Origin of the sequence: Ensifer sp. 4252, from assembly GCF_050434565.1 — a bacterium.
Classification (GTDB): Bacteria; Pseudomonadota; Alphaproteobacteria; order Rhizobiales; family Rhizobiaceae; genus Ensifer.
In genome coordinates this window covers 1-25,573 of sequence record NZ_JBNDIU010000001.1, presented here as the reverse complement: position 1 = coordinate 25,573, position 25,573 = coordinate 1, and the positions used below count along the sequence as shown (strand labels likewise).

General features: G+C 60.8%; 21 protein-coding genes and 4 tRNA genes. 13 read left to right on the top strand and 12 right to left on the bottom strand.

Going from position 1 to position 25,573, the window contains the following annotated elements:
- Window positions 1-22: 22 nt before the first annotated feature.
- The 4 genes from secDF to ABIE33_RS00110 all read left to right on the top strand — a co-directional run bounded on the left by secDF (window position 23) and on the right by ABIE33_RS00110 (window position 4,513).
- The gene (gene secDF / locus ABIE33_RS00125) at window positions 23-2,587 is read left to right on the top strand and encodes a protein translocase subunit SecDF (protein ID WP_429119897.1); all 2,565 of its coding nucleotides are present in this window, start codon (window positions 23-25) and stop codon (window positions 2,585-2,587) included.
- A 7-nt stretch (window positions 2,588-2,594) separates the two neighbouring features.
- The gene (locus ABIE33_RS00120) at window positions 2,595-2,981 is read left to right on the top strand and encodes an Mth938-like domain-containing protein (protein ID WP_429119894.1); all 387 of its coding nucleotides are present in this window, start codon (window positions 2,595-2,597) and stop codon (window positions 2,979-2,981) included.
- 22 nt (window positions 2,982-3,003) lie between these two features.
- Window positions 3,004-3,846, top strand: coding sequence for a phytoene/squalene synthase family protein (locus ABIE33_RS00115; RefSeq protein WP_429119891.1), 843 nt, complete (start codon window positions 3,004-3,006; stop codon window positions 3,844-3,846).
- A 199-nt stretch (window positions 3,847-4,045) separates the two neighbouring features.
- Complete coding sequence (locus tag ABIE33_RS00110) at window positions 4,046-4,513, top strand: hypothetical protein (RefSeq protein ID WP_429119888.1); 468 nt, start codon at window positions 4,046-4,048, stop codon at window positions 4,511-4,513.
- A gap of 114 nt (window positions 4,514-4,627) precedes the next feature.
- Here ABIE33_RS00110 and trmFO read toward each other — a convergent pair whose 3' ends face one another.
- The 3 genes from trmFO to ABIE33_RS00095 form a co-directional block, all read right to left on the bottom strand.
- Window positions 4,628-6,046 (bottom strand): methylenetetrahydrofolate--tRNA-(uracil(54)-C(5))-methyltransferase (FADH(2)-oxidizing) TrmFO, encoded by a 1,419-nt coding sequence (gene trmFO / locus ABIE33_RS00105; RefSeq protein WP_429119886.1) that lies wholly within the window; start codon window positions 6,044-6,046, stop codon window positions 4,628-4,630.
- Between the two features lie 109 nt (window positions 6,047-6,155).
- A complete protein-coding gene (locus ABIE33_RS00100) occupies window positions 6,156-6,299 on the bottom strand; it encodes a DUF1127 domain-containing protein (protein WP_065781539.1) in 144 nt (47 codons plus the stop codon).
- Between the two features lie 440 nt (window positions 6,300-6,739).
- On the bottom strand, window positions 6,740-6,883 hold the full coding sequence (locus ABIE33_RS00095; protein WP_065781538.1) for a DUF1127 domain-containing protein: 144 nt from the start codon (window positions 6,881-6,883) through the stop codon (window positions 6,740-6,742).
- Between the two features lie 928 nt (window positions 6,884-7,811).
- Here ABIE33_RS00095 and ABIE33_RS00090 point away from each other — a divergent pair.
- From ABIE33_RS00090 to tig, 4 genes are all read left to right on the top strand, one after another.
- Complete coding sequence (locus ABIE33_RS00090) at window positions 7,812-8,921, top strand: DUF2157 domain-containing protein (protein ID WP_429119883.1); 1,110 nt, start codon at window positions 7,812-7,814, stop codon at window positions 8,919-8,921.
- On the top strand, window positions 8,918-9,511 hold the full coding sequence (locus tag ABIE33_RS00085) for a GDYXXLXY domain-containing protein (RefSeq protein ID WP_429119880.1): 594 nt from the start codon (window positions 8,918-8,920) through the stop codon (window positions 9,509-9,511). The genes ABIE33_RS00090 and ABIE33_RS00085 overlap by 4 nt, the downstream gene beginning before the upstream one ends.
- Window positions 9,512-9,697: 186 nt before the next feature.
- Window positions 9,698-9,782: transfer RNA gene (locus ABIE33_RS00080), tRNA-Leu, on the top strand.
- 179 nt (window positions 9,783-9,961) lie between these two features.
- Complete coding sequence (tig, locus tag ABIE33_RS00075) at window positions 9,962-11,440, top strand: trigger factor (protein WP_429119877.1); 1,479 nt, start codon at window positions 9,962-9,964, stop codon at window positions 11,438-11,440.
- A 104-nt stretch (window positions 11,441-11,544) separates the two neighbouring features.
- On the opposite strand, the gene ABIE33_RS00070 is transcribed toward tig, so the two are convergent.
- A complete protein-coding gene (locus tag ABIE33_RS00070; protein ID WP_429119874.1) occupies window positions 11,545-12,354 on the bottom strand; it encodes an endonuclease/exonuclease/phosphatase family protein in 810 nt (269 codons plus the stop codon).
- 188 nt (window positions 12,355-12,542) lie between these two features.
- Window positions 12,543-13,949 (bottom strand): Si-specific NAD(P)(+) transhydrogenase, encoded by a 1,407-nt coding sequence (sthA, locus tag ABIE33_RS00065; RefSeq protein WP_429119871.1) that lies wholly within the window; start codon window positions 13,947-13,949, stop codon window positions 12,543-12,545.
- Between the two features lie 214 nt (window positions 13,950-14,163).
- Between sthA and ABIE33_RS00060 the strand changes: the two genes are divergently transcribed.
- Window positions 14,164-15,195: a magnesium and cobalt transport protein CorA gene (locus ABIE33_RS00060; protein WP_429123006.1), complete on the top strand. Its 1,032-nt coding sequence runs from the start codon at window positions 14,164-14,166 to the stop codon at window positions 15,193-15,195.
- Between the two features lie 15 nt (window positions 15,196-15,210).
- Here the strand turns inward: ABIE33_RS00060 and radC are convergent, their stop codons facing one another.
- The 4 genes from radC to phaC form a co-directional block, all read right to left on the bottom strand.
- Window positions 15,211-16,002 carry a RadC family protein gene (gene radC / locus ABIE33_RS00055; RefSeq protein WP_429119869.1) on the bottom strand — a complete coding sequence of 264 codons (792 nt, stop codon included), beginning with the start codon at window positions 16,000-16,002 and terminating at the stop codon, window positions 15,211-15,213.
- Complete coding sequence (gene map / locus ABIE33_RS00050) at window positions 15,999-16,838, bottom strand: type I methionyl aminopeptidase (RefSeq protein ID WP_429119866.1); 840 nt, start codon at window positions 16,836-16,838, stop codon at window positions 15,999-16,001. Before map ends, radC begins: the two co-directional genes overlap by 4 nt.
- Window positions 16,839-17,066: 228 nt before the next feature.
- The gene (gene sfsA, locus ABIE33_RS00045) at window positions 17,067-17,798 is read right to left on the bottom strand and encodes a DNA/RNA nuclease SfsA (protein WP_429119863.1); all 732 of its coding nucleotides are present in this window, start codon (window positions 17,796-17,798) and stop codon (window positions 17,067-17,069) included.
- 19 nt (window positions 17,799-17,817) lie between these two features.
- Entirely contained in the window at window positions 17,818-19,668 is a 1,851-nt protein-coding gene (gene phaC / locus ABIE33_RS00040; RefSeq protein ID WP_429119860.1) for a poly(3-hydroxyalkanoate) polymerase subunit PhaC, read from the bottom strand.
- A gap of 109 nt (window positions 19,669-19,777) precedes the next feature.
- Here phaC and ABIE33_RS00035 point away from each other — a divergent pair, with 109 nt between their 5' ends.
- The 4 genes from ABIE33_RS00035 (at window position 19,778) to recJ (ending at window position 24,868) form a co-directional block, all read left to right on the top strand.
- The gene (locus ABIE33_RS00035; RefSeq protein WP_429119857.1) at window positions 19,778-20,086 is read left to right on the top strand and encodes an SHOCT domain-containing protein; all 309 of its coding nucleotides are present in this window, start codon (window positions 19,778-19,780) and stop codon (window positions 20,084-20,086) included.
- A gap of 124 nt (window positions 20,087-20,210) precedes the next feature.
- Window positions 20,211-21,428 (top strand): LL-diaminopimelate aminotransferase, encoded by a 1,218-nt coding sequence (locus tag ABIE33_RS00030; RefSeq protein WP_429119854.1) that lies wholly within the window; start codon window positions 20,211-20,213, stop codon window positions 21,426-21,428.
- Between the two features lie 84 nt (window positions 21,429-21,512).
- Window positions 21,513-22,835, top strand: coding sequence for a homoserine dehydrogenase (locus tag ABIE33_RS00025; protein WP_429119851.1), 1,323 nt, complete (start codon window positions 21,513-21,515; stop codon window positions 22,833-22,835).
- Window positions 22,836-23,065: 230 nt separating this feature from the next.
- The gene (gene recJ / locus ABIE33_RS00020) at window positions 23,066-24,868 is read left to right on the top strand and encodes a single-stranded-DNA-specific exonuclease RecJ (RefSeq protein ID WP_429119848.1); all 1,803 of its coding nucleotides are present in this window, start codon (window positions 23,066-23,068) and stop codon (window positions 24,866-24,868) included.
- 79 nt (window positions 24,869-24,947) lie between these two features.
- Here the strand turns inward: recJ and ABIE33_RS00015 are convergent.
- The 3 genes from ABIE33_RS00015 to ABIE33_RS00005 form a co-directional block, all read right to left on the bottom strand.
- Window positions 24,948-25,022: transfer RNA gene (locus ABIE33_RS00015), tRNA-Glu, on the bottom strand.
- Between the two features lie 197 nt (window positions 25,023-25,219).
- Window positions 25,220-25,294, bottom strand: a tRNA-Glu gene (locus ABIE33_RS00010).
- Window positions 25,295-25,492: 198 nt separating this feature from the next.
- A tRNA-Glu gene (locus ABIE33_RS00005) sits at window positions 25,493-25,567 on the bottom strand.
- Window positions 25,568-25,573 lie beyond the last annotated feature (6 nt).

Here is a 25,573-nt window from a genome sequence, read left to right as displayed (position 1 = left end):
CGGGAAACGGAGCGTTTGAGGCATGTCCAATCTGAAGCCGTTGAAGAGCGCTCTTGTTTGGCTGGCAGTGCTTTTGGGCGTCGCGTTTGCGATGCCGAACTTCCTGACGAAGGAACAGGCGGATGTACTGCCTTCGTGGCTTCCGCACCGCCAGGTGGCGTTGGGACTCGACCTTCAGGGTGGCTCTCATTTCATGCTGCAGGCTTCGCGCGAGGACATCCTCACTGAGCGGCTTGAAGCAGTGACAAACGATGTCGGCAAAGCGTTGCGCAATGCCGACATCGCCTATTTCGGCCTGTCGGGTGAAGGTCAGTTGATCTCGCTGCGGGTTCGTGACCGAGCCAAGTTGCCGGCAGCGCGTGCGGCGCTCGCTCCGCTCACCGTGCCGGTGGAAACCGGTGGCCTGGTCGACGACGAAGTGAAGGAAGTTGCCTTCGACAGCGCTGAAGCGGACGACTTGATCCGCCTTCGCCTGAGCGACGAAGGCATCGACTATCGGATGTCGGCGGCTCTGGGGCAGGCGATGGACGTCGTTCGGCGCCGGATCGCTGAAGTCGGGGTGGCTGAACCTCTGATCCAGCGCCGCGGCGATGATCGGCTTATCGTTCAGGTACCGGGTCTGGTGGATCCGCAGCGCCTGAAGGACCTGCTCAGCCAGCGCGCCCGCGTTTCCTTCCAGATGCTGAATGTTGCCGTGCCCGTGGAGCAGGCGGTCGATGCGCAGCCGCCGGCCGGCAGCGAGGTTCTTTATTCCTTCGACGATCCGCCGATCCCCTATCTCGTCGAGAAGACCCGGCTGCTGTCGGGCGAAGATTTCACCGCCGCACAGCCGGAGATCGACGCGGTCAATGCCGAGGCGTCTGTTGCCATCAAGCTGACACCGGCGGCGACCGGCCGTGTTGCAGCACTTCAGGCCAAGGGCGCCGGTCAGAAAGTCGCGATCATTCTCGACGACCAGGTCGTCACAACCCCGACGCTTGGCGATGCCGTAAAGGGCGATACGGCGATTATTGCCGCCGATCTGCCGGAGGAGGGTGCCGGCGATCTCGCAGCTCTCGTCAGGTCCGGACCGCTGCCGGCGACCTTGACAGTCGTCGAGGAGCGGACCGTCGGCCCGGGCGTTGGCGATGATGCGATCGGTGACGGTCTCAAGGCCGGCTTTATCGCTGCCGTTGCGGTGGCTGTGTCGATGATCTTTTTCTACGGTGTCTTCGGCATCTTCGCCGTGGCGGCTCTGGCCGTGAACCTCATTTTGATCATCGCGGCGCTTTCGCTGACGGGTGCGACGCTGACATTGCCGGGTATTGCCGCAATCATTCTGACTATCGGCGTGGCCGTCGACTCCAACGTGTTGATCTATGAGCGCATCCGCGAGGAAGCGCGCGGTGGTCAACCATTGGTCCAATCGGTCAACAAGGGCTTTGCGCGCGCGTTCAGCAGCCTTTTCGACGCCAATCTGACGATGCTGATTGCCGGTGCGATCCTTTTCTACCTCGGGTCTGGTCCCGTGCGCGGCTTCGCAGTCACGCTTGCGATCGGCAGCGTCACGACGTTGTTTACCGCCTATACGGTCACCCGCAGGATCGCCAAGGCCTGGCTGCGCGGCTGGAAGGCGCAGCATCTGCCGAAGGGTATTCGCACGGGACGCTTCAGCGATCTCGACATCCGCTTCATGGCGATCCGCAACCCGGTGTTCATCGTCATGGCCGCCCTGTCTGTTGCTTCCGTCCTGCTGCTCGGCAGTCTCGGTCTCAATCTGGGGGTCGATTTCAAGGGCGGCTCGATCATCGAGCTCGAAAGCAAGGCCGGCAATGTCGATATCGCCGATCTGCGCGTACGGCTCGATGAGTTGAACCTCGGCGAGGTTCAGGTACAGCATCTGGGCTCAGGTAACGATGTTCTGGTGCGCGTGCCGTCGCAGGAGGCCGGCGACAATGCCGAGCAGACCGCGGTCGGCGTCATCCGGGCAGAGCTTAGCGACGAATATGCGTTCAAGCGCGTCGAAGTCGTCGGTCCGGTTGTCTCGGGCGAATTGACTCGTGCCGGTACCATTGGGCTTGCGGTCTCCTTCGCCGCGATCCTGCTCTATGTTTGGCTGCGCTTCGAATGGCGCTTCGCGCTCGGCGCCATCATCGCGACCCTGCATGACGTGCTGCTGACGATCGGCTTCCTTGTGGTAACCGGCATCGAGTTCAATCTCGGCAGCATCGCCGCAGTCCTGACCATCGTTGGTTACTCCCTGAATGATACCGTCGTCATCTATGACCGCATCCGCGAGAACCTCAGTCGCTACAAGAAGATGCCGTTGTCGGTTTTGATCGACGCCTCGATCAACCAGACGCTGTCGCGCACGATCCTGACGGCGCTGACGACGGTGCTGGCGCTGGCGGCACTCTACCTCTTCGGTGGCGGTCTGATCCGCTCTTTCAGCGTCACCCTCTTGTTTGGCGTCATCGTCGGCACGATCTCTTCGATCTATATCGCTGGTCCGATCCTCATTCTCTTCCGCAAGCGGACGGACCATTTCCAGGGCGGGGGGAACGTCTCCGGCCCGGGCGCCGGAGCGGCGCAAACGGCAAAGGGTTAAGTCTGAAATGCCTAAGGGTATCGAGATCCGCGAAGCGCATTTTCCGGGGCGCGCCCCGATCGATGCCTATGGCAATGGCGGCTTCCGCTTTGCCGACATGTCGCATCGCGGTTCCGTGCTGATGCTGCCGTCGGGCGTCTATGCATGGGACGTCGCCGAAGGGGATCCGTTGTTGGTCGAGAAGTTTCAGCGCGTGCTGGACGAGGCGCGTGACATTGAGGTGCTGCTGGTCGGCACCGGCCGCGATATCCGGCCCCTGCCAGCCGAGCTGAAAACGGCTCTGCGCGCGTTAAACATCTCGTCCGACCCGATGAGCACGGGAGCGGCTGTCAGAACCTACAACGTAATGTTGGCCGAAGCGCGCGCGGTTGCCGTCGCGCTGATTGCCGTCTGATCGCGGCCAGGGGAAGACTTGCGTGCAAGACCTCGATACCCAGATCCTGACGGACCTCAGGGACACCGATCGCGACCGATACCTCGCCTGTCTGCTGGCGCCTGCGGCCAGCCAGCCGTCACTCGCTCCGCTCTATGCCTTCAACGCCGAACTCGCCCGCATTCGTGAACTCGTGCACGAGCCGATCCCCGGCGAGATCCGCATGCAATGGTGGCGGGAACTGCTGGAGAACGAAGCGGCGACGGGCGAGGGGCATCCGCTCGGACGCATGTTGCTCGAGTGCATTCGTAAGCATAGGCTGCCCATCACCGTATTTCAGAACATGATCGACGCGCGGATCTTCGATCTCTACGATGATCCGATGGAGGACAGGGCGGCGTTCGAAGGTTACGCCGGAGAGACGGCATCGGCGCTCATTCAGCTGTCGTGCCTCGTCCTCGATCCGCAGAACGCCGCAAGGTCTGCCGAGGCGGCGGGTCACGCCGGCGTCGCGCAGACCGTCGCCGGTCTGCTTCTGCTCCTGCCACAACATTGCCGCCGCGGCCAGGTCTATCTGCCGGCCGAACTTCTGCGGGCAACTGGCCTCGACCGTGAAACGTTGCTCGCCGGCGAGGACCGGGAAGCGATCGGGCGGGCGATCCGGGCCTTCACCGGCTTCGGCCGAGATCACCTTGCCAAGGCGCGCGCCCGGCTCGACACGATCTCACCCGACAATTTCGCGGCCTTCGTTCCCCTGGCGCTCGCCGAGCCGATCTTCAATGGCGCGGACGCTGCCGGCGCGGAGTTGCTGCGCAATCCGATCAGACCGGCGCAATGGCGGCGGCAGTGGTGGATGTGGTGGGCGAGCAGGCGTAAGCGGTTCTAATGTCTGGTGCGCGAACCTGCGCAGCGTTTCGGGCCAACGGCATGCATGAACAGCTGAGACACTTCGCTTGAGCCCGCGCCTGCGCGGCGTCTTTTAGGAGTACTCGAGCCTCAGCTGCCGGCTGGTCAAATTGGCGCAAGGCTCGCATCGTATAGACACACCCTGTCGATCCAATACCCACTGAGGGGGTGCCTGTCTGATGCTCTGGCTGCTTTTCATCATCATCGCCATTCTCGCTGGCGCCTTCTACATGTGGATGAACGCCCGGGCCGAACGGGATTGGGACGATCCCGATGCCGGTTCGGCAATGGTCGAGTTTGGGCGCGCCTTTCCGGAGGAAGCGATCCGTGCACTTCATTCGACGGCAGACCGGAAAGCGATCTTCCTGCGGCTGCATGACGGCAAGGCCGGTTTCATTCAATCGCACGGCACGCATTATGTCTGCCACGTCATTCAACCGGGCAAGGTCCGGGTCAACAGTTCGGACAGCGGCCGCGGTCTGATTGTCCATTTCCCTGATTTCGCCTATCTCGACAACGCGTTCGAATTTCACAACGCTGCCGAGGCGGCCGAGGTATCACTGTGGCTGTTGGGCAGTTTCAGCCCGAAATCTGAGTTTGCGGCAGACGAGGCGAATGTGCCGTCTTCGGCGCAGGCCAGCGAATAGCGGGCATTCTGCTAACGCAAACGCTGCCGGCATTCATAACATCAGTTTAGATCTGTAAAGTGAAAGCCTCGCAAACCGGCGTGGATCCGGTTTGCGAGCAAAAATGTTTGGCTCTCAGTCGGATCCGTTCAGCCATGCGGCGCAGTCCCCGAGCGCCCGGGAGGCCGTCGCCTGCTTCTTCGCTGCGGCCTTTTCCTTGCCGCGGAAACGCTTTGCGCCTTCGGGCTTGGTAATGGCGCCGGGATCCAGCGGCGGGAACAGGCCGAAGTTGACGTTCATCGGCTGGAACGAGCGTTTGCCCGGCTCGTCGTCGGAAACGATGTGACCGCCGGTGATGTGGTTGAGCAGCGCACCGAAGGCGGTCGTTGCTGGCGGCATGACCAAAACTTCACCCTTGCGTTCCGCTGCGGCGAACCTTCCTGCCAGCAGACCGATGCTTGCGCTCTCGACATAACCCTCGCAACCGGTGATCTGGCCGGCAAAGCGCAGGCCCGGCCGTGACTTGAGCGTCAGCGTTCCGTCGAGCAGGGTAGGCGAGTTGATATAGGTGTTACGGTGCAGGCCGCCGAGGCGCGCGAATTCCGCGTTCTCGAGGCCCGGGATCATCCGGAAGACCTCCGCTTGCGCGCCGTACTTCAGCTTCGTCTGAAATCCGACCATGTTGTAGAGCGTGCCAAGCGCGTTGTCCTGGCGAAGCTGGACGACGGCATAGGCCTTGACCGTCGGGTTGTGGGCGTTGGTGAGGCCCATCGGTTTCATCGGCCCGTAGCGAAGCGTCTCGCGTCCGCGCTCCGCCATCACCTCGATCGGCAGGCAGCCATCGAAATAAGGAGTGCCTTCCCACTCCTTGAAGCCGCTCTTGTCGCCGGCCACAAGCGCGTCGATGAAGGCGTTGTACTGCTCCTCGGTCATCGGGCAGTTGATGTAGTCCTTGCCCGTGCCGCCGGGGCCGACCTTGTCGTAGCGCGACTGGTGCCAGCAGATGTCCATGTCGATCGTCTCGGTATAGACGATCGGCGCGATGGCGTCGAAGAAGGCAAGCGCATCGGCGCCCGTTTCCTGGCGGATCGATTCGGCGAGGTCTGGGGCGGTCAGCGGGCCGGTTGCAATTACTGCAAGGTCCCACTCCTTCGGCGGCAGGCCGCGGATTTCTTCGCGCACCACTGATATCAGGGGATGGCCTGCGATCGCGGCAGTGACGGCGTAGGAGAAGCCGTCACGGTCGACGGCAAGCGCGCCGCCGGCGGGAACCTGGTTGGCGTCAGCAGCCTTCATGATCAGCGAGCCCGCAAGACGCATTTCGGCGTGCAGCACGCCAACGGCATTGCTGGTCGCGTCATCAGAGCGGAACGAGTTCGAGCACACGAGTTCGGCAAGGCCGTCCGTCTTGTGTGCATCGGTGCCGCGGACGCCGCGCATCTCGTGCAGCACGACCGGAACGCCGGCCTCGGCGATCTGCCAGGCAGCTTCGGAGCCGGCAAGGCCGCCGCCGATGACATGAATGGGCGAGTGGGAAGATGTGTCTTTGCTCATGGCCGGCTTCCTACCATGCTCGCCCCGTCGTTCCAACCGTCGTTGCGATCGGAACAAACGAAAACGGCGCCCGTAGGCGCCGTCTTGGAAGTCTGGTCGTTCGTTCCGACTAACGGAAGGAACGCGATGCAATGTTGCGGATATCGTAGCGGGTGATGCCGATATCATTGAGAGCGTGGTTCGACAGGTTGCCGAGCTCGCTGACGGTGCGGCGGTAGTTGATCCAGCTTTTTGCGATACGAATCGGGTTCATGACTTTTTCCTCAAGATCGGTTTGTCGCGACAGCCATCTGTCTGCGTCGTTGAGGTTCTTATACGCTTGTCTAATTAGAAGGTGGAGTGCAAAGAAAATGCAGCTGCTATGCATTTGTGCAGTGCATCGCCGAATTGCTGGGCAACATTTGCGCCCGCTCGAAAACGCGCCATCACTTAAAGATTGATCAAAGCGCGGTCACGGGCCGTTAAGGATTTGTAATTGTGCAGTTTTCCTAATGTATCGCCGGCGTGGCTAGTAGTGTTCCGGCCTAGAATCCGAGCCGGATTGCTTGACTCGATGCAGGGGCGGATCGGCGACATGCTTTCGCAGTTGCGAAGGTGAATGGGCAGAGCATTTCGACAACGAAAAACGCCCCCCGGAATGAACCGGAGGGCGTCGGTAATGCCGGCGCGCTGCGCGAAGCAGCGCTCCTGGAATTACTTGATGGCCTGACGTGCAACGTAGGCGATGTCGCCGCGGCCGATGCCGAGGTCGCTGAGTTCACGGTCGCTCATGCGGCCGAGCTCGTTGCAGGTCTGACGATACTTGCGCCAATTGTTGAAAGAGCGTGCGAGGTTCATGATCCTATCCTTTCTAGGGTCGTTTGCCAGCGCTTATCTCTCGGCTGGCCGTCATCTGATGACCCGGAATATAATCGATTTGAGCAAAAGTTACAGAGACAATGCTGCATCGCACCCATGCAGCCGACGCAAGCCTCTCGCTGGCCGTCATGCGGATACCGTGCCGTCAATGCTGCTGCTGGCCGACAGCGCGACAAGAGATGACAGAGGGAGGAGGCGGTGCCCGAATCAAACAACGCCCGCTGGGGGAGGAGATCCAGCGAGCGTCGTTTTGTTCTGATCGGCAACTGGGAGGAGGAGTGCTGCCGATCCAAATCGAGGGGCGCTGGAAGTGCGCCGCCCCGATCGATGAGTTGAAGATAGTTTAGTCTGGTGAATTTGTGTAGTTCGGATGTCTCATGGCACCCATGCGAAAATCGCATACCTAAGCGCAAGATTGGCGGAAAGATGCGCAAATATTGTGCAGCTGTTGCGATCGGCTGCAATAGCGAAGAAGAGGGGCTGAAAAGAATAACGCCCGCTGGGGGAGGAGGTCCAGCGAGCGTCATTGAAGGTGATTGGCAACTGGGAGGAGGAGTGTTGCCAATCGTATCGGAGGGGCGCTGGGAGGAGGAGTGCGCCGCTCCGAATTCCATCGAACTTTCGTCCGGGTCTTTCCCGGGCTCCGGGGCGGCTGACCATCGCCGCTGACGTCCGCTTGGCTGTTTGCCTTCGTTCGCCTCTGATGTTTCGAATATAGGACCTTTAAATCGATTTGTGCAGTGCAATATCTGCATGGAAGATATGCGCATCGCGCAAGCCGTCAGATTCCCGCAGAGGCACCCGTGGTGTGAGCGATCGAATGGTTGTGTTTTTCTGCCATTGCGTGATTAGGTGAGCATCTCGGGTTATGTCTTCAAGGGCGGACCGTCGCAGGAGGTGAGGCAGCATGTATCGCGGGCGTCTCGAAAGGGATTTCAAGCATTGGGTCGGCATGGGGCTTCTGCCGGAGGCTTCCGCGCGGCAGATGCTTGCTGAGTATGATGGTCGCGATTCCACCTTTCGGGCGGGGCGTGTTCTGCTGGTGCTCGCCGCCTTGCTGCTGTCGGCCTCGATCCTGCTGCTCGTGGCGGCCAACTGGGAGGCACTGCCACGTCTTGCCCGCCTGATTGGTATCGTCGCCCTGATCTGGGGCTTTCATTTTGCCGGTGCATTGCTTCTACGGCGAGGCAATGGCGGTCTGGCCGCGGCGGCGCTGGTGCTGGCGGCGATGTCGTTCGGCGCAGGGATCGCGCTCGTCGGGCAGATGTATCATCTCTCGGGCGATGCAGCCGATGCGATGCTGCTGTGGATCGCCGGAGCCTGCGTGACGGCGCTCGCCTTCAGATCGGCAGCCGTCACGACGGTGTGCGGCGGGCTGGCCTGGGCCTACTTTCTGACATTGTTGTCCGAAGGCGACCTTGGCGATATCGCCGAATGGCAAACCTGGCTCGTTCCGGCGCTCGCCGTCCTCGTGGTCATCCTGGTGCGCGTGACGGATGCAGGTCGTGCGCGGCACCTCGCCTATCTCTTGGTCATGGGGTGGCTGATCTGGCTCTATATCGAGAACTCGTCCTTGGGTTTTGCCGGCGCGCTGGCAGGCGGCGGTATTGTTGCCTTCCTCGCAGCAGCCATGCCGGGTTCGCCGCTTCGCCCCGTGGCGCTTGAAGCGGGCTCAGCGCCCGCGTTCTATTCCTTCGCCCTGGCGCTCATCGGTTTCTCGGTGCTGCAGTTCGAAGCGGACGGTTTGAACAGTGAGGTAGCCGCAGGTGCGGCCGTGCTTGTCGTCGCTCTGCTTGGGATCGCGCTTGCCGGCGCACAGAACGGAGCGGTGCGTTATCTCGGTTATGCTGCCTTTGCCGGCGAGCTTCTCTATCTCGCGTTCGAGACGCTCGGCTCCATGCTCGGAACGTCTGGCTTCTTCCTGATTTCCGGCCTGCTGGTGGCGGCGATCGCCTGGCTGGTGATCCGGATCGAAGGACGGCTGATGCGGACGCGACGCGAGGAGGTGTCGCCGTGACCGGTGTAACACAAAGAAGAACATGGTTGCCGCCGCTCATCGCCGCGCTGATTGCGGCCGTCCTGCAGACCGCAGCGCTCGGCTACATGGTCGAAAGTCGGGCATCGATCCTGCGCAACGGCCGGGAAGTCCTGCTGAAGACGGTACCGGTCGACCCCAGAGATCTGCTGCGTGGCGACTATGTCATCCTGAGCTATGACATCTCCTGGCTGCCGCCGGCGCTTTTCAAGGACGGATTGCCGACGGCGCCGGAGGAAGCGACGGTCTTCGTGCGTCTTGCCAAACAATCCGATGGCTTCTGGGGTGCGGCGCAGGCGTCCTTCAAGCCACTTGCGCCGACGGATGACAGCGTCATTCTACAGTCGCAACCCTTCACCTATTACCCCTCGTCGAGCGAAAACCCGTCACCGATCAATGTCGTCTATGGCATCGAGCGATTCTATGTTCCGGAGGGCGAGGGCCGGGTGTTGGAGCAAGCACGCAATGCCGAGGCACTTTCGGTCAACGTTCGCATCAATGATGCCGGGCGGGCGCAGATAAGGCAGATCGCCGTCGAGGGCACGCCGGTTTACGAGGAGACGCTCTATTGACGGCTTGCGGCGGGATCGGATCGATCTGTCGTGGGTAACCGCATTTTCCCTTTGATCCCGCGAAAACGAGTGATATAGAGACGCCGCGCTCGGGAAAGCCCTGAACCTCAGCATGCCCATTCTATCTGCGGTATTTCCGTTGGTTGGTCTTGCGGGAATACGATCAGGCGGTGCGATTGTCTGAACGCGGGTATGGTGAAATTGGTAGACACGCCAGATTTAGGTTCTGGTGCCGCAAGGCGTGGGAGTTCAAGTCTCTCTACCCGCACCAAGATAAGCATCGCGCCAAAAGTCCGGATTCTGCTATGATGAAGGGGGCTGGAGTGCCATTTTGCTTGCAAAACGGTTACGGAACTGCGTAAAGCCACTCCCGGCAAATGGATCGGCTCACGTGCTCGCCAGACCTTTTCAAGGGGAAGAGCACAGTCAACGTGAAATGAAGGTTTGAACATGCAGGTTATCGAAACGCTCGCTCAAGGGCTGAAGCGCGAACTCAAGGTCGTTATCCCGGCCAAGGACATGGAAGCTCGTATGAACGAGCGCCTGGCCGAAGTGAAGGACCGTGTGAAGATCAACGGCTTCCGGCCGGGCAAGGTGCCGTTCGCGCATCTCAAGAAGGTCTACGGCAAGTCGATCATGGCAGATCTCGTCAACGAGATCGTCCGTGAAAAGCCGACCGAGATCCTTTCGGGCCGCGGCGAGAAGTCGGCGACCCAGCCGGAAATCGCGATGACCGAGGACGAGTCCGAAGCCGACAAGATCCTCAACGCCGAGGCTGACCTCGAGTTCACCGTCGCTTACGAAATCATCCCGGCGATCGAACTCAAGGACGTCAGCGGCATCAAGGTGACGCGCGAAGTCGTCGAGATCGCCGAAGACGAAGTCAACGAGCAGATCCTGCGTATCGCCGAAAGCGCCCGCACCTACGAATCGAAGAAGGGCAAGGCCGCCAACGGCGACCGCGTCACCATCGACTATCTCGGCAAGGTTGACGGCGAAGCCTTCGACGGCGGCAAGGACGAAGATGCAGAACTCGTTCTCGGCTCCAACCGCTTCATCCCGGGCTTCGAAGAGCAACTCGTCGGCGTCAAGGCTGGCGACGAAAAGACCATCACCGTGACGTTCCCGGCCGATTACCCGGCAGCGAACCTCGCTGGCAAGGAAGCCACCTTCGACATCACCGTCAAGGAAGTTGCTTCGGCCCAGGACATCGAAATCAACGACGAACTGGCCACCAAGCTCGGTCTCGAATCGGCTGACAAGCTGAAGGAAATCGTTCGCGGCCAGATCGAGAGCCAGTACGGCTCGCTGACCCGCCAGAAGGTGAAGCGTCAGATCCTCGACCAGCTCGACGAACTGTACCAGTTCGACACGCCGGAGCGCCTCGTCGAAGCCGAATTCGAAAACATCTGGCGCCAGATCAACACCGACCTGCAGCAGGCCGGCAAGACCTTCGCTGACGAAGAAACCACCGAACAAGAAGCGCGCGCCGAATACCGCAAGCTCGCTGAGCGCCGCGTTCGTCTCGGCCTCGTTCTCTCGGAAATCGGCGAAAAGGCCGGCGTTCAGGTCAGCGACGACGAACTGCAGCGTTCGCTGTTCGAACAGCTTCGCCAGTTCCCGGGCCAGGAAAAGCAGATCCTCGACTACTTCAAGAACACCCCCGGCGCCGCCGCTTCGTTGCGCGCTCCGCTGTTCGAAGAAAAGGTTGTCGATCACCTGCTCTCCGAAATCTCGGTAACCGACAAGACGGTTTCCAAGGAAGAGCTGACGGCTGACGACGAAGAAACCGAAGGCAAGGCTGCCAAGAAGGCTCCGGCCAAGAAGAAGGCCGCTGCCAAGGCTGACGCCGCTGAAGGCGAAGAAGCTGCTGCTCCGAAGAAGAAGGCTCCTGCCAAGAAAAAGGCTGCTGACGACAGCGCCGAATAATCGCTTCTTCGATTGCCTGAAAATCAAAGGCCCTGCCGTTTTACGGCAGGGCCTTTTCCGTTGTGCAGATGCTTGGGTGCGCGACGGCGGAGACGCGGTTTTCTCTACTGGAGATCCAGCAGCAAAGCTCGGTGATCCGAGACTTCAGGCTGTTCGACGACGTCGAAACCAATGACGTCGACATCCGGCGTCGCCAGCATGTAGTCGGCAAAACGTCCCGGTTTTCCATAGTACGACGTGCGGGTATCAGTGTGGCCGCGGCCGGTGACGAGATCGGACAGGCCGAGAGTGCCGAGTGCTGCAACGGTGGTGCTATCCGGCAGGACATTGAAATCGCCGCAGACGATCAGCCTCTCGTTCCTGGGCCAGACCCGGCCGATAAGCTGGACAAGTGCATCCGCCTGCTTCTGCCGTTCCGGTGTGTCGCCCTTGCCGTTGGTATCCCGCAAGCCATGCACCTGCGCAATGGTTATCGAAAAGCCGTCCTCATAGTTGAAGAGGCGGAGGCAATGAGCATTGCGAGCGCGCGGGTGCTCGCCCCAGCCATTGGGCGAAAAGCTTCCATGGACGAAGTCGAGCGCCTGGCCGATGATCGGGCATGACTTTCGGACGAATGTCGCCAATCCGAATTCGGAGTGGATGCTGCGGTCGCCGTCGGAAAGCTCGCCTCTGGCCGTTGGGCAGAAATAGCCGTCATGGTCTGGCAGGGCTGTGCAGATTTCGTCGAAAAGATTGGCACGCTGCGGCAGCTCGACATCGCGATCCCGATAGACCAGCCAGTCGGAGGTCGTTCCTGGAGATCGCACGACTTCCTGCAGGCACAGAACGTCTGCATCGACTTCAACGAGGTACCGCATCAGCGGCGCATGCAGCTTGCCGCCCCATACGTTCAGGGAAAGGATGCGTAGTGTCATGGTCAAACGCTCGCCGGAATAGCCGCCGGGAGATGCGCGGCTCCCTCCGGCAGTGCGTGAAAAGCAAAGATCCAGGGCCGATCGCTTGCTTCTGTGTTCAAGCGCGCGGCCGTGAGACGGTCAGGATGGCGACGCTACCTGATTCTCGGCGCTTTGTTCGAGGTCGGTGAGACCGGCCTCGCGGAATTTCACGCTGTCGGCTTGATCTCGCCCATGCGGTTCCAAGCGTCGAGCCCGGCGATCTTGTAGGCTTCGGCAAGCGTCGGGTAGTTGAAGGTATTTTCGACGAAATACTCGACAGTGCCCTTCAGGTTCAGGACGGCCTGGCCGATGTGAACGAGTTCGGTCGCGCCTTCGCCGATGATGTGCACGCCGAGCAAGCGCCGCGTCTTCAAAGAGAAGATCATCTTCAACAGCCCGGAATCGAGGCCCATGATGTGGCCGCGCGAGGTCTCGCGGAAGCGAGCCATGCCGCATTCATAGGGAATGCCGCGATCCTTGACCTCTTCTTCCGAAAGTCCGCAGGTAGAGATTTCCGGCACCGCGTAGATGCCGTAGGGGAAATATTTCTGTGGTTCCATCGCGATCGCGCCAACGGCAACACGAGCCGCAATGCGGCCCTGTTCCATCGAGGTCGAGGCAAGGCTCGGAAAGCCGACAACGTCACCGGCGGCATAGATGTTCGGCACGGAGGTCTGGAAGGTTTCGGGATTGACCTTCAGTCGCCCGCGGCTGTCGGCTTCGAGCCCGGCAGCGGGCAGGTTGAGCGTGTCGGTAGCGCCCATGCGGCCGGCGGCAAAGAGCACCATATCGCTCGTGATCCTGCGGCCGTTGTCGAGCGTCAGCAACACCTTACCATTGTCGAGCCGTTCGACCTTATCGGCCTTCTGCCCGAGATGCAGCTTCATGTTGCGGTCGCGCAGCTGGTAGATGAAATCCTCGACGATCTCCTTGTCGATGAAGTCGAGCATCGTCGTTTTCGGGTCGATCACCGTCACCTGCGTGTCGAGCGCGCTAAAGATCGTCGCATACTCGATGCCGACGACGCCGGCACCAATGACCACGAGCGAGCGCGGCAGTTCGCCGATATCGAGCAGTTCGTCGCTGTCGAGTACGGTCTTGCCGTCGAACGGCATATAGTCCGGGCGGAAGGGCTTGGTGCCGACGGCAAGCATGATGCTGGTGCCTGAAACCAGTAAAGTCTCGCCGTCGTCCTTGACGACTTCGAGCGTCGTCGGATCGACGAAGCTCGCCTTGCCGCGCATCTGCTGCACCCGGTTGCGGGCAAACTGATGTTCGAGAACTTCGACTTCGTGATTGAGGGTGATGATCAGCCGTTGGCGCAGGTCGTCGGCGCTGATCTCTTCCTTGACGCGGTAGGACCGCCCGTAAAAGCCACGCTCGCGCCAGCCCGAAAGATTGAGTGCCGTTTCGCGCAGTGTCTTCGAGGGAATGGTGCCGGTGTGCACGGAAACGCCGCCGACGCGTTTGCCCTGTTCGATGACGAGAACCTTCTTGCCGAGCTTGGCGGCCTGGATGGCGCCTCGGCGGCCGGCGGGGCCGCTTCCGACGACGATGAGATCGAACTGGTTCATGGGCATTTCCGTAAAATAGGAAGAATCGTTGTGCGCTGCGAAAAGTCTCGCTCGCCTGTGTCTATATCGTCAATCGCACGGTTTGATGAAGTGGTTTTCGTGTTTGAAACCTGTTGGGTGCGAATATGAAGAAATACGCGTATGCTTGACGGCCCAATGGCATACCGGTCCATGGATTTCATACGGGCATGGGAGGTCTTCTGTGGCGCTGGACCTGACGAATGACGCAAGACTGGGTGAGACACACACGACGGAAGCGCCGCACGCGGAAGAACGGCAAGGCGTGATCGCCGCTGCAGTCTACGAAAACGGTCTGCGCATCCAGGACATCCACGTAGAGGACGCGGGCAAATGGCGTAGTCGGCCCAACGCCGTTATCTGGATCGGTCTACACGAACCGGATGCCGCGTTGCTTCGGCAGGTGCAGCGGGAGTTCGATCTGCATGACCTGGCGATCGAGGACGCCTGCAAGGCGCATCAGCGCCCGAAGCTGGAAATCTATGGCGATTCGATTTTCGTCGTTGCCCGCACCGCGCATATGGTGGGGGACGAAATCGCCTTTGGCGAAACGCATCTCTTCGTCGGGCGCGGCTACGTCATCTCCGTCCGCCACGGTGCTTCGACCTCCTACATGGCCGTGCGGCAGCGATGCGAAGCGTCACCCGCCGCCCTTGCTCATGGTGAGAACTACATCCTCTATTCGATCCTGGATTTCATCGTCGACAACTACATGCCGGTGATTGAGGCCATTCACGAAGAGGTCGAACGGCTCGAGGATCGCCTGCTTCGCCAACGTCTGGAGAAGGAGGATATCGAACGGCTTTACCTGCTTCGGCGCAACCTGCTCCGGCTTCGAAATGCGGCCGTACCGCTGGTCGACGTGTGCCGTCGGCACGAACATATCGATTTGCCCGGCATGGAGGCGGCGCTGCAGCCGCTGTTTCGCGACGTGACTGACCATGTTCGCCGCGTGCAGGAAGATATCGATGCGCTGCGCGAGGTTCTGGCCTTTACCTTCGAAGCGAGCCTGATGATGGGGCAGTCGGAGCAGACGGAGATTTCGCGCAAGCTGGCTTCCTGGGCGGCCATTCTGGCGGTGCCGACGGCAATCGCGGGAATCTATGGGATGAATTTCGACGATATGCCCGAACTTAAGTTCCGCTACGGCTACTTCGTCGTGCTGGCGGTGATCATCGGGCTCTGCCTGACGCTCTTTCGCTTCTTCCGCCGCGCCAGATGGCTGTGAAAGTCGGTCGCGCGGCTAGAACAGGCGCAGCCCTTTGAGGCTGACATGGCCGTCCTTGCCGATGATGATGTGATCGTGCACGGCGATGCCGAGCGGCTTAGCCGTCTCGACGATCAGCTTGGTCATGTCGATATCCGCCCGCGATGGCGTCGGATCGCCTGAAGGATGATTGTGCGCAAGGATGATGGCGGTCGCAGACAGTTCGAGCGCACGCTTGACGACCTCGCGCGGATAGACCGGGGTGTGATCGATCGTGCCGGTCTGTTGGACCTCGTCGGCGATCAGCGTATTGCGCTTGTCGAGGAACAAGATCCGGAATTGCTCCTTGGTCTCGTAGGCCATCGCCGCGTGACAATATTCGATCACCGCCGACCAGGATGAGAGGATGTGCTTCTTGCGCAGGTCGCTCTTCAGCGTCCGGTGACCGATGGTGGCGACGAGCTTCAGATCGAGCGCGACCGATTCGCCGACGCCCTTGATCTCCTGCAGCAAGGCGAGCGGTGCGCCGAACACGCCGGCAAGCGTGCCGAAGCGCGTCAGCAGCGCCTTTGCAATCGGCTTGGTATCCTTGCGCGGGATCAGCCGAAACAAGAGCATTTCCAGGATTTCGTAGTCGGCAAGCGCGGCGTCGCCGTGCTCGCGATACCGGGTGCGAAGTCGGTCACGATGGCCAAGGTAATGCGCCTCGGTGGTCGCGGCTTCCGTGTGCGAAGACGATGGAGCCTGCGGCAGGAGATCAGAAAAAAACGATCGTTCATCCGCCGGCTGCGTCGCATCGCCTGCGGATGAACGGGCGTTTTTCTTCATGCAGCGCCCATTGTGCTCATGCTCGGCTTGAAGAGGCCGGCCGGCGAAAGGGTAAAGATCTCGCAGCCATCAGCCGCGACGCCGACCGTATGTTCGTATTGCGCCGAGAGAGAACGGTCACGGGTGACCGCGGTCCAGCCGTCCGCCAGAACCTTCACATGCGGGCGACCGAGATTGATCATCGGCTCGATGGTGAAGATCATGCCTTCGCGCAGTTCCGGTCCTTCGTTGGCGCGGCCATAATGCAGGATGTTGGGGGCGTCGTGGAAAAGCCGACCGACGCCGTGTCCGCAGAAGTCGCGCACGACCGAGCACCGTTCCGCTTCGGCATGGGCCTGGATCGCTTCGCCGATCGCGCCGGTGCGCGCGCCGGGACGCACAGCGGCAATGCCGCGCATCAGGCATTCATGCGTCACATCAAGCAGCCGCTCGGCGGCGCGCTTGATCTCGCCGACCGGATACATGCGGCTGGAATCGCCGTGCCAGCCATCGATTACATAGGTGACGTCGATGTTGACGATATCGCCGTCGCGAAGCGGCTTGTCGTTAGGGATGCCGTGACAGACCACATGGTTGATCGAGGTGCACGAGGATTTGGTGTAACCGCGGTAGTTCAGCGTCGCCGGAAGCGCGCCGTTGTCCATGCCGAATTCGAAGACGAAGCGATCGATCTCTTCGGTCGTCACGCCGGGCCGAACCCGCGACACCAACTCGTCGAGGCAGCGCGCCGTCACCTGACAGGCCTTGCGCATGCCTTCGAACCCTTCCGGTCCGTAGAGGCGGATGACGCCAGTGTTCTTGTAGGGCGCAGACCCTGCCTCGATGTAAGTCACCATTCCAGAACTTTCAGTTGTTTCCTGTCGAATTTCATAATGCAGCAGGGGCGGCTTCGTCCACTGCCGCGCGCCATGAGGCACTGATATAGGGCGCAGCGCACATCATTTCGCGGCCTCGGTCTTCCCCGAGCAGATCGGCAAGCCTAACGCGGATCAATGTCTGCGCCTATCCGTAGAATGTTGCAGGTCGCGTCGGATTGGTGATGCAGCATCGGCCAAAACGACAACTCAGGCGGAGTTGCGAACTGCGTTGGCACCTGCCTCATCGATCGCGATCAAGCCGATGGGTGCGATCTCAACAGGCGATACCATGCACTTCACCGCATAGGCCTCGACGCCGCGGCCCATGGCGCGATCGAAGGCGGCTGCATAGACGGGATCGTAGTCGCGGCAGATTCTCAAGCTGTCACAATCGCTGCGTTGCACGAGGTAGACCATGATCGCGCGATGGCCGGCCTCAACCATGTCGCCCAGTTCTTCGAGGTGCTTGGCGCCGCGTGCGGTTGGACTGTCGGGAAATTCGGCCACGCTAGGCTTGCGGCTGAAATGCACATTCTTAACTTCGACATAGGCACGCCCGCGCACGCTGTCGCTCAGGAGAATGTCGATTCGCGAATTGCGCCCGTATTTCTGCTCCCGAGCGAGGCTCTCGTAGAGATGAAGGTCGGCGACAAGTTCGAGCCGAATGGCTTCTTCCGCCAGACGGTTGGGCAGGCCGGTATTGATGCCGACGAGTGTATCATCGGCTTCGACGATTTCTAGCATCCGCCGGTACTTGCGCGTCGGGCTGTCATGCTCCGACATCCAGATGCGCGAACCCGGTGTCGTCAACCCGCGCATCGAGCCGGTGTTGGGGCATGAGCCGGTCAATGCCGTACCGTCGGCGAGGTGGGCGTCGAACAGAAAACGCTTGTAACGCTGCACGAGCGTCGCGGGCAGGAGTGGCCGATCAAAAATCACGGTAGAAACTTTGCTTTCGTCAGGCGCGGGCGCGCACGTAGGAGCCGGGTGCCTCTTCCAGCGTATTGAGCGTGCCGCCAGGCTTGCGCGCAGGCACGCGCTTCTTGTCCAGCTTTTCGATCCACTGATGCCAGTGCGGCCACCAGGATCCGGGGGTTTCCGCGGCCGTCTTGACCCAGTCGTCGAAGTCGCCCTTTGGCGGTCCGCCGGTCCAGAACTGGTACTTGCCCTTGTCCGGCGGGTTGACGACGCCGGCGATGTGGCCGGAGCCGGAAAGCACATACGTGACCTTGCCGCCGAAGGAGGAACTGCCGAGGAAAACGGAGCGCGGCGGTGCGATATGGTCTTCCTTGGTGGCGAGGTTGTAGATCGGGATCTTGACGTCGCCGAGCGATACCTGCTTGCCGGCCAGCACCATTTCCCCCTTAGACAGGCGGTTCTCCAGGTAGCAGTTGCGCAGGTAGAAAGAGTGGTTGGCCGCCGGCATCCGAGTCGAATCGGAATTCCAGTAGAGCAGGTCAAAGGGCAGGGGCTCCTGGCCCTTGAGGTAGTTGTTGACGAAGTAGGGCCAGATCAGCTCGGAGGCGCGCAGCATGTTGAACGCGGTCGCCATCTTCGAGCCGTCGAGATAACCGGTGACCCGCATGTTCACTTCCATCTGGCTGATCTGGTCTTCGTCGACGAAGACCTTGAGATCGCCGGCGTGGGTGAAATCGACCTGGGTGGTAAACAGCGTTGCCGAGCGGATGCGTTCGTCGCCTTCGGCAGCATGAAGCGCAAGCGTCGCGGCTAAAAGCGTCCCGCCGACGCAATAGCCGATGGCATTGACGTCCCGTTCGCCGGTCGACTGCTCGACGGTGTCGAGCGCAAAGCCGATGCCTTCGCGCGCATAGGCTTCCCAATCCTTGGCCGCATGCCGCTCGTCCGGGTTGACCCAGGAGATGACAAAGACCGTGTGCCCCTGGTCGACGGCCCACTTGATGAAGGATTTCTGCGGATTGAGGTCGAGCACGTAGAATTTGTTGATCCAGGGTGGGCAGATCAGCAGCGGACGCTTGAGCACCGTTTCCGTCGAAGCTTCGTACTGGATGACCTGGCAGACGTCGCTCTGTGCGATGACCTTGCCGGGGGTGATGGCTATGTTCTCGCCAATTGCGAACTTGCTGGTATCGGTCTGGCGCAGCCTGAGGTCGCCGCGTCCGGCAGCCACGTCCTCGGCAAACATCTGCATGCCCTTGACCAGATTGGCGCCACTGGTTGCCACCGTCTCCCGGTAGAGCTGCGGATTGGTGGTGACGAAATTAGTAGGCGACAGCGCACTTGAGATTTGCCTGACGTAAAAGGCCGCCTTGTGCTTGGTGTGATCGTCGAGGCCTTCGGCGTCGCGCACCATTTTGTCGGCCCAGTCCGACGTGATGAAATAGGCCTGGCGGACGAAATCGAAGAACGGGTTTTTCACCCAGTCTTCGTCGGCGAAGCGCTTGTCGGTGCGCTGCAGGCTGGCAGGATCGGTCGCGGCAATATCGCCGGACATGCGATGCAGGGTTCGAGACCACATCTCGAAGAAGCTGCCCATGAGATGGGTCTGGGCTTCGAGCGTCCGGCGCGGATCGGAGAGCCAATACTCGGAAACCCTGGAGAGGGTCTTGACCATGTCGGTGACGGGTTCGGAGAAGACGTCGGATTTTTCGCCGGTTTCGCGCGGCGCAAGCCAGGCAGAAGCCGCCTTGCCAAGCTGTTCCATCGCGCGGGCAAGGTTGACCGCGAGGCTTTCGGGATCCTTGACGATGTAGGGTTCAACGGACTTCGGGTCGAAGCCAGCAAAGCCGTCCTTGCCGGCGTGGCCTTCGGCATTCCTGTCTGCTGTCACCCGGTTTCCTCCACAGCATCTTGTTTGTTTTGTATTTTTACATTCTGCCCGAAAATGATTACAAGGGCTAGCGCATCGTCGCGCCACGAAAACAGAGGTCTTTGCCAGTATGCTCGCCGTCGGAAAACAGCGCTCCATCACCTGGGTTGCCGGGATCATTCTCCTCGGCATACTTGCGGGCTGCAACAGCCAGAAGACCGATTTCGAAAATTATCCCTCCGTTTACGGTCAGAAGCCTGCGGCAACGCAGCAGATGACCAATGAGGAAGCCGCCGATATGCAGGCACGGCTGTCCGCGCTCGGTGCCGCGCGCAAATCCGGTTCCATCTCCGAAGCGGAGTATCAGCGTCGCATGAAGGAAATGCGTGCGCTTGCCGAAGGTCACGGCTCCGACACGCTGAAACAGATCACGAATTAGCACTTGCGTTTCAGGTGATTTGGACGCAAAGCGTTCAATGGCCGCAGTGACGGCCGTTCACCAAAGCGCATGTTTTCGCGACGGCCAACCGCTGGCGGATACGTGCGCCAAACGAGGTTTGGAGATGGAAGAGTTTCACAAAGTCCGGCGTTTGCCGCCTTATGTTTTCGAACAGGTCAACCGTTTGAAAGCAAGCGCGCGAGCGGCCGGTGCTGACATCATCGACCTCGGCATGGGCAATCCGGATCTTCCCACTCCACAGTCGATTGTCGACAAGCTCTGCGAGGCCGTTCAGGACCCGCGCACGCATCGTTATTCGTCGTCGAAGGGCATTCCCGGGCTGCGTCGTGCCCAGGCCGCCTATTACGCCCGTCGCTTCGGTGTCAAATTGAACCCGGACACGCAGGTCGTCGCCACCCTTGGCTCCAAGGAAGGCTTCGCCAATATGGCGCAGGCGATCACCGCGCCGGGCGACGTGATCCTTTGCCCCAACCCGACCTATCCGATCCATGCCTTCGGCTTCCTGATGGCCGGTGGCGTCATCCGCTCGATCTCGGTCGAGCCCGACGACACATTCTTCGGACCGCTGGAGCGCGCCGTTCGCCATTCAATCCCGAAGCCGCTGGCGCTGATCCTCAACTATCCGTCGAACCCGACGGCGCAGGTTGCGACGCTCGACTTCTACAAGGAAGTGATTGCTTTCGCGAAGAAGCACGACATCATCGTGCTCTCGGATCTGGCCTATTCGGAGATCTACTTCAACGACGCGCCGCCGCCATCGGTCCTGGAAGTTCCGGGTGCGATCGACTGCACGGTCGAGTTCACTTCAATGTCGAAGACCTTCTCGATGCCGGGCTGGCGCATGGGCTTTGCCGTCGGCAACGAGCGGCTGATCGCGGCACTGACGCGCGTAAAGTCCTACCTCGACTATGGTGCCTTCACGCCGATCCAGGTTGCCGCCACCCAGGCGCTCAATGGTGACGGCAGCGACATCGCCGAAGTCCGCAACATCTACAAGCGCCGTCGCGACGTGATGGTCGAAAGCTTCGGCAAGGCCGGCTTCGACGTGCCGCCGCCGGCCGCCACGATGTTTGCCTGGGCAAAGATCCCCGAGAAGTTCCGTCATCTCGGATCCCTCGAATTCTCCAAGCTGCTCGTCGAGAAGGCCGATGTGGCCGTTGCGCCGGGTATCGGCTTCGGCGAGCAGGGGGACGACTATGTGCGTCTCGCACTCGTTGAGAACGAGCACCGGATTCGCCAAGCGGCCCGCAATATCAAGAAGTTCCTGTCCACGGCTGACGAGACGATGCACAACGTCATCTCGCTCAACGCGCATCGGTAAAAGACGGGGGCGTGCCAGGCGCGCGCCCCTACCACAACGGCCCCGCCGTTCTGGCGGGACACCCTCACATGTTAGGAAATGGCTATGGCAGATGCCCTCAAAATTGGCATTGCGGGCTTGGGTACCGTCGGTGCCTCGCTCGTGCGAATCCTCCAGGATCGTCACGAGATGCTGGCAACGACATGTGGCAGGGCGATCGAAATTACAGCCGTGACGGCGCGCGACCGATCCAGGGATCGCGGCGTCGATCTTTCCAAGGCGACCTGGTTCGACGATGCCGTCTCGCTCGCTGCCAATGCCGATATCGATGTCTTCATCGAATTGATGGGTGGTTCCGGTGATCCGGCCTACGCTTCGGTCAAGACGGCGCTCGATCGTGGTATCCATGTCGTCACCGCAAACAAGGCGTTGCTGGCCGCGCACGGCATCGAGCTTGCAGGGATTGCCGAGAAGAAGGGCGCGCTGCTCAACTACGAAGCGGCCGTTGCCGGCGGTATCCCGGTAATCAAGGCGCTGCGCGAATCCATGACCGGTAACACGATCTCGCGCGTCTACGGGATCATGAACGGCACCTGCAATTACATTCTGACGAAGATGGAAAAGGAAGAGCTTTCCTTCGAAGCGTGCCTGAAGGAGGCGCAGAGGCTCGGCTACGCCGAAGCGGACCCGGCCTTTGACATCGAAGGCAACGATACCGCCCACAAGCTGTCGATCCTGACGAGCCTTGCCTTCGGTACGGCGATCGCTGCCGACGACATCTATCTTGAGGGCATCACCAATATCTCCATCGAAGATATCCATGCGGCTGCCGATCTCGGATACCGGATCAAGCTTCTCGGTGTCGCCCAGCGCACTGAAAGCGGTATCGAACAGCGCGTGCATCCGACGATGGTTCCCTATGATTCGGTGATCGCCCAGGTCGATGGCGTCACCAACGCGGTCGCGATCGAATCCGATATTCTCGGCGAGCTGCTGATGGTCGGCCCCGGTGCCGGCGGCAACGCGACGGCGTCCGCCGTTCTCGGCGACGTCGCCGATATCGCCAAGAGCCGTCCTGGCGCACAGCACGTGCCGGCATTCGGTCGTCCGACCAATGCGCTGCTCCCCTATAAACGCGCGCAGATCCAGAGCCACGAAGGCGGTTACTTCATCCGCCTGAAGGTTGTCGATCGCACCGGTGTCTTTGCAAGCATTGCTTCGCGCATGGCCGAAAACGGTATCTCGCTGGAATCGATCATGCAGCATTCCAAACACCCGCAGGAATCGGACGAGCCGCAGACGATCATCCTGGTGACGCACGCGACCGCCGAGCATTCGGTGCGCGATGCGATCGTCGCGATCAAGAGCGAGGGCTATCTGGTCGGAGAGCCACAGGTGATCCGCATCGAGCGGCCGAAGGCAGCCTAGTTCCAGGCGCAAAACTGTTAAGAAAGGGCCCCATCGACCATTGGCGTCGGAGGGGCCTTTTTCATGCCGGGTTTTGCGTGTGCGCATTGTTCGCTACAGCGCCGCGCGTCGAACATGACGCGCAAAGGACGCTGTAGCACTTTAAACTTGCTGCATGATTTTATCCTCAAAGCGGATCCGATTTAAGGAATCATGCAGTAAGAACGAAAAGATTATGGGCAGGTGGCAGCATGGAAGAACCGGTAGATCCGATACAGCGAGCTTTCCTCGGCGTGGAACGGTCGATCAGCGGTCAACGCTGGGTCTCGCGCCTCGACCAGGCCGGCCAGAACCGGGCGCTGGCGATCAGCCAGGTCCATGGCTATTCCGATCTCATTGGCCGGGTGCTGGCCGGCCGTGGCGTTTCGCTCGACGATTCCGCGACCTTCCTCGACCCGACGCTTCGCTCGCTAATGCCGGATCCCGATACCATGACCGACTGCCGTAAGGCCGCCGAGCGCCTGTCGCTGGCAATATCCAGGCGCGAGAAGGTGGTGGTCTTCGGCGACTACGACGTCGATGGCGCCGCATCCTCGGCGCTGATGGCGCGGTTCCTCATGCATTTCGGGCTCGAGGCCGAAATCTACATCCCTGACCGTATCTTCGAGGGATATGGGCCCAACCCGCAGGCGATCGAACAGTTGATCGATAACGGGGCCAAGCTCATCGTCACCGTCGACTGCGGCTCGACGAGCCACGAGGCGCTAGACGTGGCAGCAAAGCGCGGCATCGACGTTGTTGTCATTGACCATCACCAGGTCGGCTCTTCGCTGCCGCCATGCCATGCGCTCGTCAATCCCAACCGCGAGGACGATCTCTCCGGCCAGGGACACCTTTGCGCGGCTGGCGTCGTCTATCTCGTTCTCGTCAATGCGGTGCGGGTGCTGCGTGTCGCCGGTGACGCGCGCGTCGCGTCTTTCGATCTGCTCGCGCAGCTCGATCTCGTTGCTCTTGCAACCGTTTGTGATGTTGTGCCACTGAAGGGGCTCAATCGCGCCTATGTCGTCAAGGGGCTGATTGCCGCTCGACACATGGGCAATGTCGGGCTGTCGGCTTTGTTGCGCAAGGCGGCGATCGGCGGCCCGGTGACGCCGTATCATCTCGGGTTTCTCGTCGGGCCACGCATCAATGCCGGCGGGCGCATCGGCGACGCTGCACTCGGCAGCCGGCTGCTGACGATGAACGACAATGCAGCCGCAGAAACGATCGCAGCACGGCTCGACGAGCTCAACCGCGAGCGGCAGGCGATGGAGGCCGCGATGCTGGCCGAGGCTGAAGCCGAGGTCCTGGCCGAATACGGCACGGGTGAGGGCGCCTCCGTCATCGTGACGGCGCGGGAAAACTGGCACCCCGGCATCGTCGGGCTGATCGCAGCGAGAATAAAAGAGAAGTTCCGCCGTCCGACCTTCGCCATTGCCTTCGATCCGAATGGTCGAGGCACCGGATCCGGCCGGTCAATCGCCGGTTTCGACATGGGAAAGATGGTTCGTGCCGCCGTTGACGGAGGATTGCTGGTGAAAGGCGGCGGCCACGCCATGGCCGCAGGCCTGACGGTCGAGCGGTCAAACCTCGGCCGGTTGCGGCAATTCTTCGAGGAGAAGGCCGAAGCGGCCGTGCGTGACCTTGTTGCGGTACAGACGCTGAAAGTCGATGGCGCGCTGGGCGCGTCCGGCGCAACATTGGAACTAATCGATCTGCTGGAGCAGGCCGGGCCATACGGCTCCGCTCATCCGCAGCCGGTCTTCGCCTTCCCGCTGCATCGGTTGCGCGACTGCCGCCAGGTTGGAGCCAACCACATCAAGGTGACCCTCGAAGGGCAGGACGGCAGCCGCCTCGACGGCATTGCCTTTCGGGCCGTGGAGACGCCGCTCGGAGATTTCCTGTTCGCCAGCCGCGGCGCGTCGATCCATGTCGCGGGTTCGGTTTCAGCCGATCTTTGGCAAGGCCAGCGCCGCGTACAGCTGCGCGTCAGTGACGCGGCCAAGGCTGTTTGACAGGGATACATGGCGAGGCGCAGTGCGCACCAAAGCGTACCCAAATCAGAGATTTGGTATCGTGGGCTAAACTCTTTAATGGCACGCCCAACGGGACTCGAACCCGTGTTGCCGCCGTGAGAGGGCGGCGTCCTAACCGCTAGACGATGGGCGCACTCGCTGCGTGGGCGCCTTGCAGCCAGTGGGCTTGAAGGCGGCAAGTGCACATCTGCGGATTCTTGTGCTTTTCTGTTAAAAAGCAATGGAAAAAATGCGCTGACGACCGCTCGATCCTCGGCGTATCAGAAACGCCTCTCGTCGCGCGCAGCGTAAGCGAGATGGGAGCTTGCGATATTGACGGAATTGACACAGTGGCACGCCCTAGGGGAGTCGAACCCCTCTTCCCAGAATGAAAATCTGGTGTCCTAACCGATAGACGAAGGGCGCACTTGCTGTGTGGGCGTCTTATAGTCAGCGCTTTTGCCGGCTGCAAGCGCTAATGTCAGGATTTTCGAAGTTTTTCTGTGAAAAATGCTGGAAAAATCACGGGTTAAAAACACCGCGCCCGTAGCCGACACTGAGGCGAGCATGGATCACGCAATCGGCGTTAAATCAGTGGCGAATGTGCTGGGGGGAGGGTCACAGTGGCACGCCCTAGGGGAGTCGAACCCCTCTTCCCAGAATGAAAATCTGGTGTCCTAACCGATAGACGAAGGGCGCACTTGC

Excerpts from the sequence above, each read along its gene's own strand:
- tig (WP_429119877.1), top strand. The coding sequence starts at position 9,962 with ATGCAGGTTATCGAAACGCTCGCTCAAGGGCTGAAGCGCGAACTCAAG.
- ABIE33_RS00070 (WP_429119874.1), bottom strand. The coding sequence starts at position 12,354 with ATGACACTACGCATCCTTTCCCTGAACGTATGGGGCGGCAAGCTGCAT.
- ABIE33_RS00030 (WP_429119854.1), top strand. The coding sequence starts at position 20,211 with ATGGAAGAGTTTCACAAAGTCCGGCGTTTGCCGCCTTATGTTTTCGAA.
- ABIE33_RS00100 (WP_065781539.1), bottom strand. The coding sequence starts at position 6,299 with ATGAACCCGATTCGTATCGCAAAAAGCTGGATCAACTACCGCCGCACC.
- ABIE33_RS00095 (WP_065781538.1), bottom strand. The coding sequence starts at position 6,883 with ATGAACCTCGCACGCTCTTTCAACAATTGGCGCAAGTATCGTCAGACC.
- ABIE33_RS00025 (WP_429119851.1), top strand. The coding sequence starts at position 21,513 with ATGGCAGATGCCCTCAAAATTGGCATTGCGGGCTTGGGTACCGTCGGT.
- ABIE33_RS00035 (WP_429119857.1), top strand. The coding sequence starts at position 19,778 with ATGCTCGCCGTCGGAAAACAGCGCTCCATCACCTGGGTTGCCGGGATC.
- ABIE33_RS00090 (WP_429119883.1), top strand. The coding sequence starts at position 7,812 with ATGTATCGCGGGCGTCTCGAAAGGGATTTCAAGCATTGGGTCGGCATG.
- ABIE33_RS00110 (WP_429119888.1), top strand. The coding sequence starts at position 4,046 with ATGCTCTGGCTGCTTTTCATCATCATCGCCATTCTCGCTGGCGCCTTC.
- sthA (WP_429119871.1), bottom strand. The coding sequence starts at position 13,949 with ATGAACCAGTTCGATCTCATCGTCGTCGGAAGCGGCCCCGCCGGCCGC.
- recJ (WP_429119848.1), top strand. The coding sequence starts at position 23,066 with ATGGAAGAACCGGTAGATCCGATACAGCGAGCTTTCCTCGGCGTGGAA.
- ABIE33_RS00120 (WP_429119894.1), top strand. The coding sequence starts at position 2,595 with ATGCCTAAGGGTATCGAGATCCGCGAAGCGCATTTTCCGGGGCGCGCC.
- secDF (WP_429119897.1), top strand. The coding sequence starts at position 23 with ATGTCCAATCTGAAGCCGTTGAAGAGCGCTCTTGTTTGGCTGGCAGTG.
- trmFO (WP_429119886.1), bottom strand. The coding sequence starts at position 6,046 with ATGAGCAAAGACACATCTTCCCACTCGCCCATTCATGTCATCGGCGGC.
- radC (WP_429119869.1), bottom strand. The coding sequence starts at position 16,002 with ATGAAGAAAAACGCCCGTTCATCCGCAGGCGATGCGACGCAGCCGGCG.
- map (WP_429119866.1), bottom strand. The coding sequence starts at position 16,838 with ATGGTGACTTACATCGAGGCAGGGTCTGCGCCCTACAAGAACACTGGC.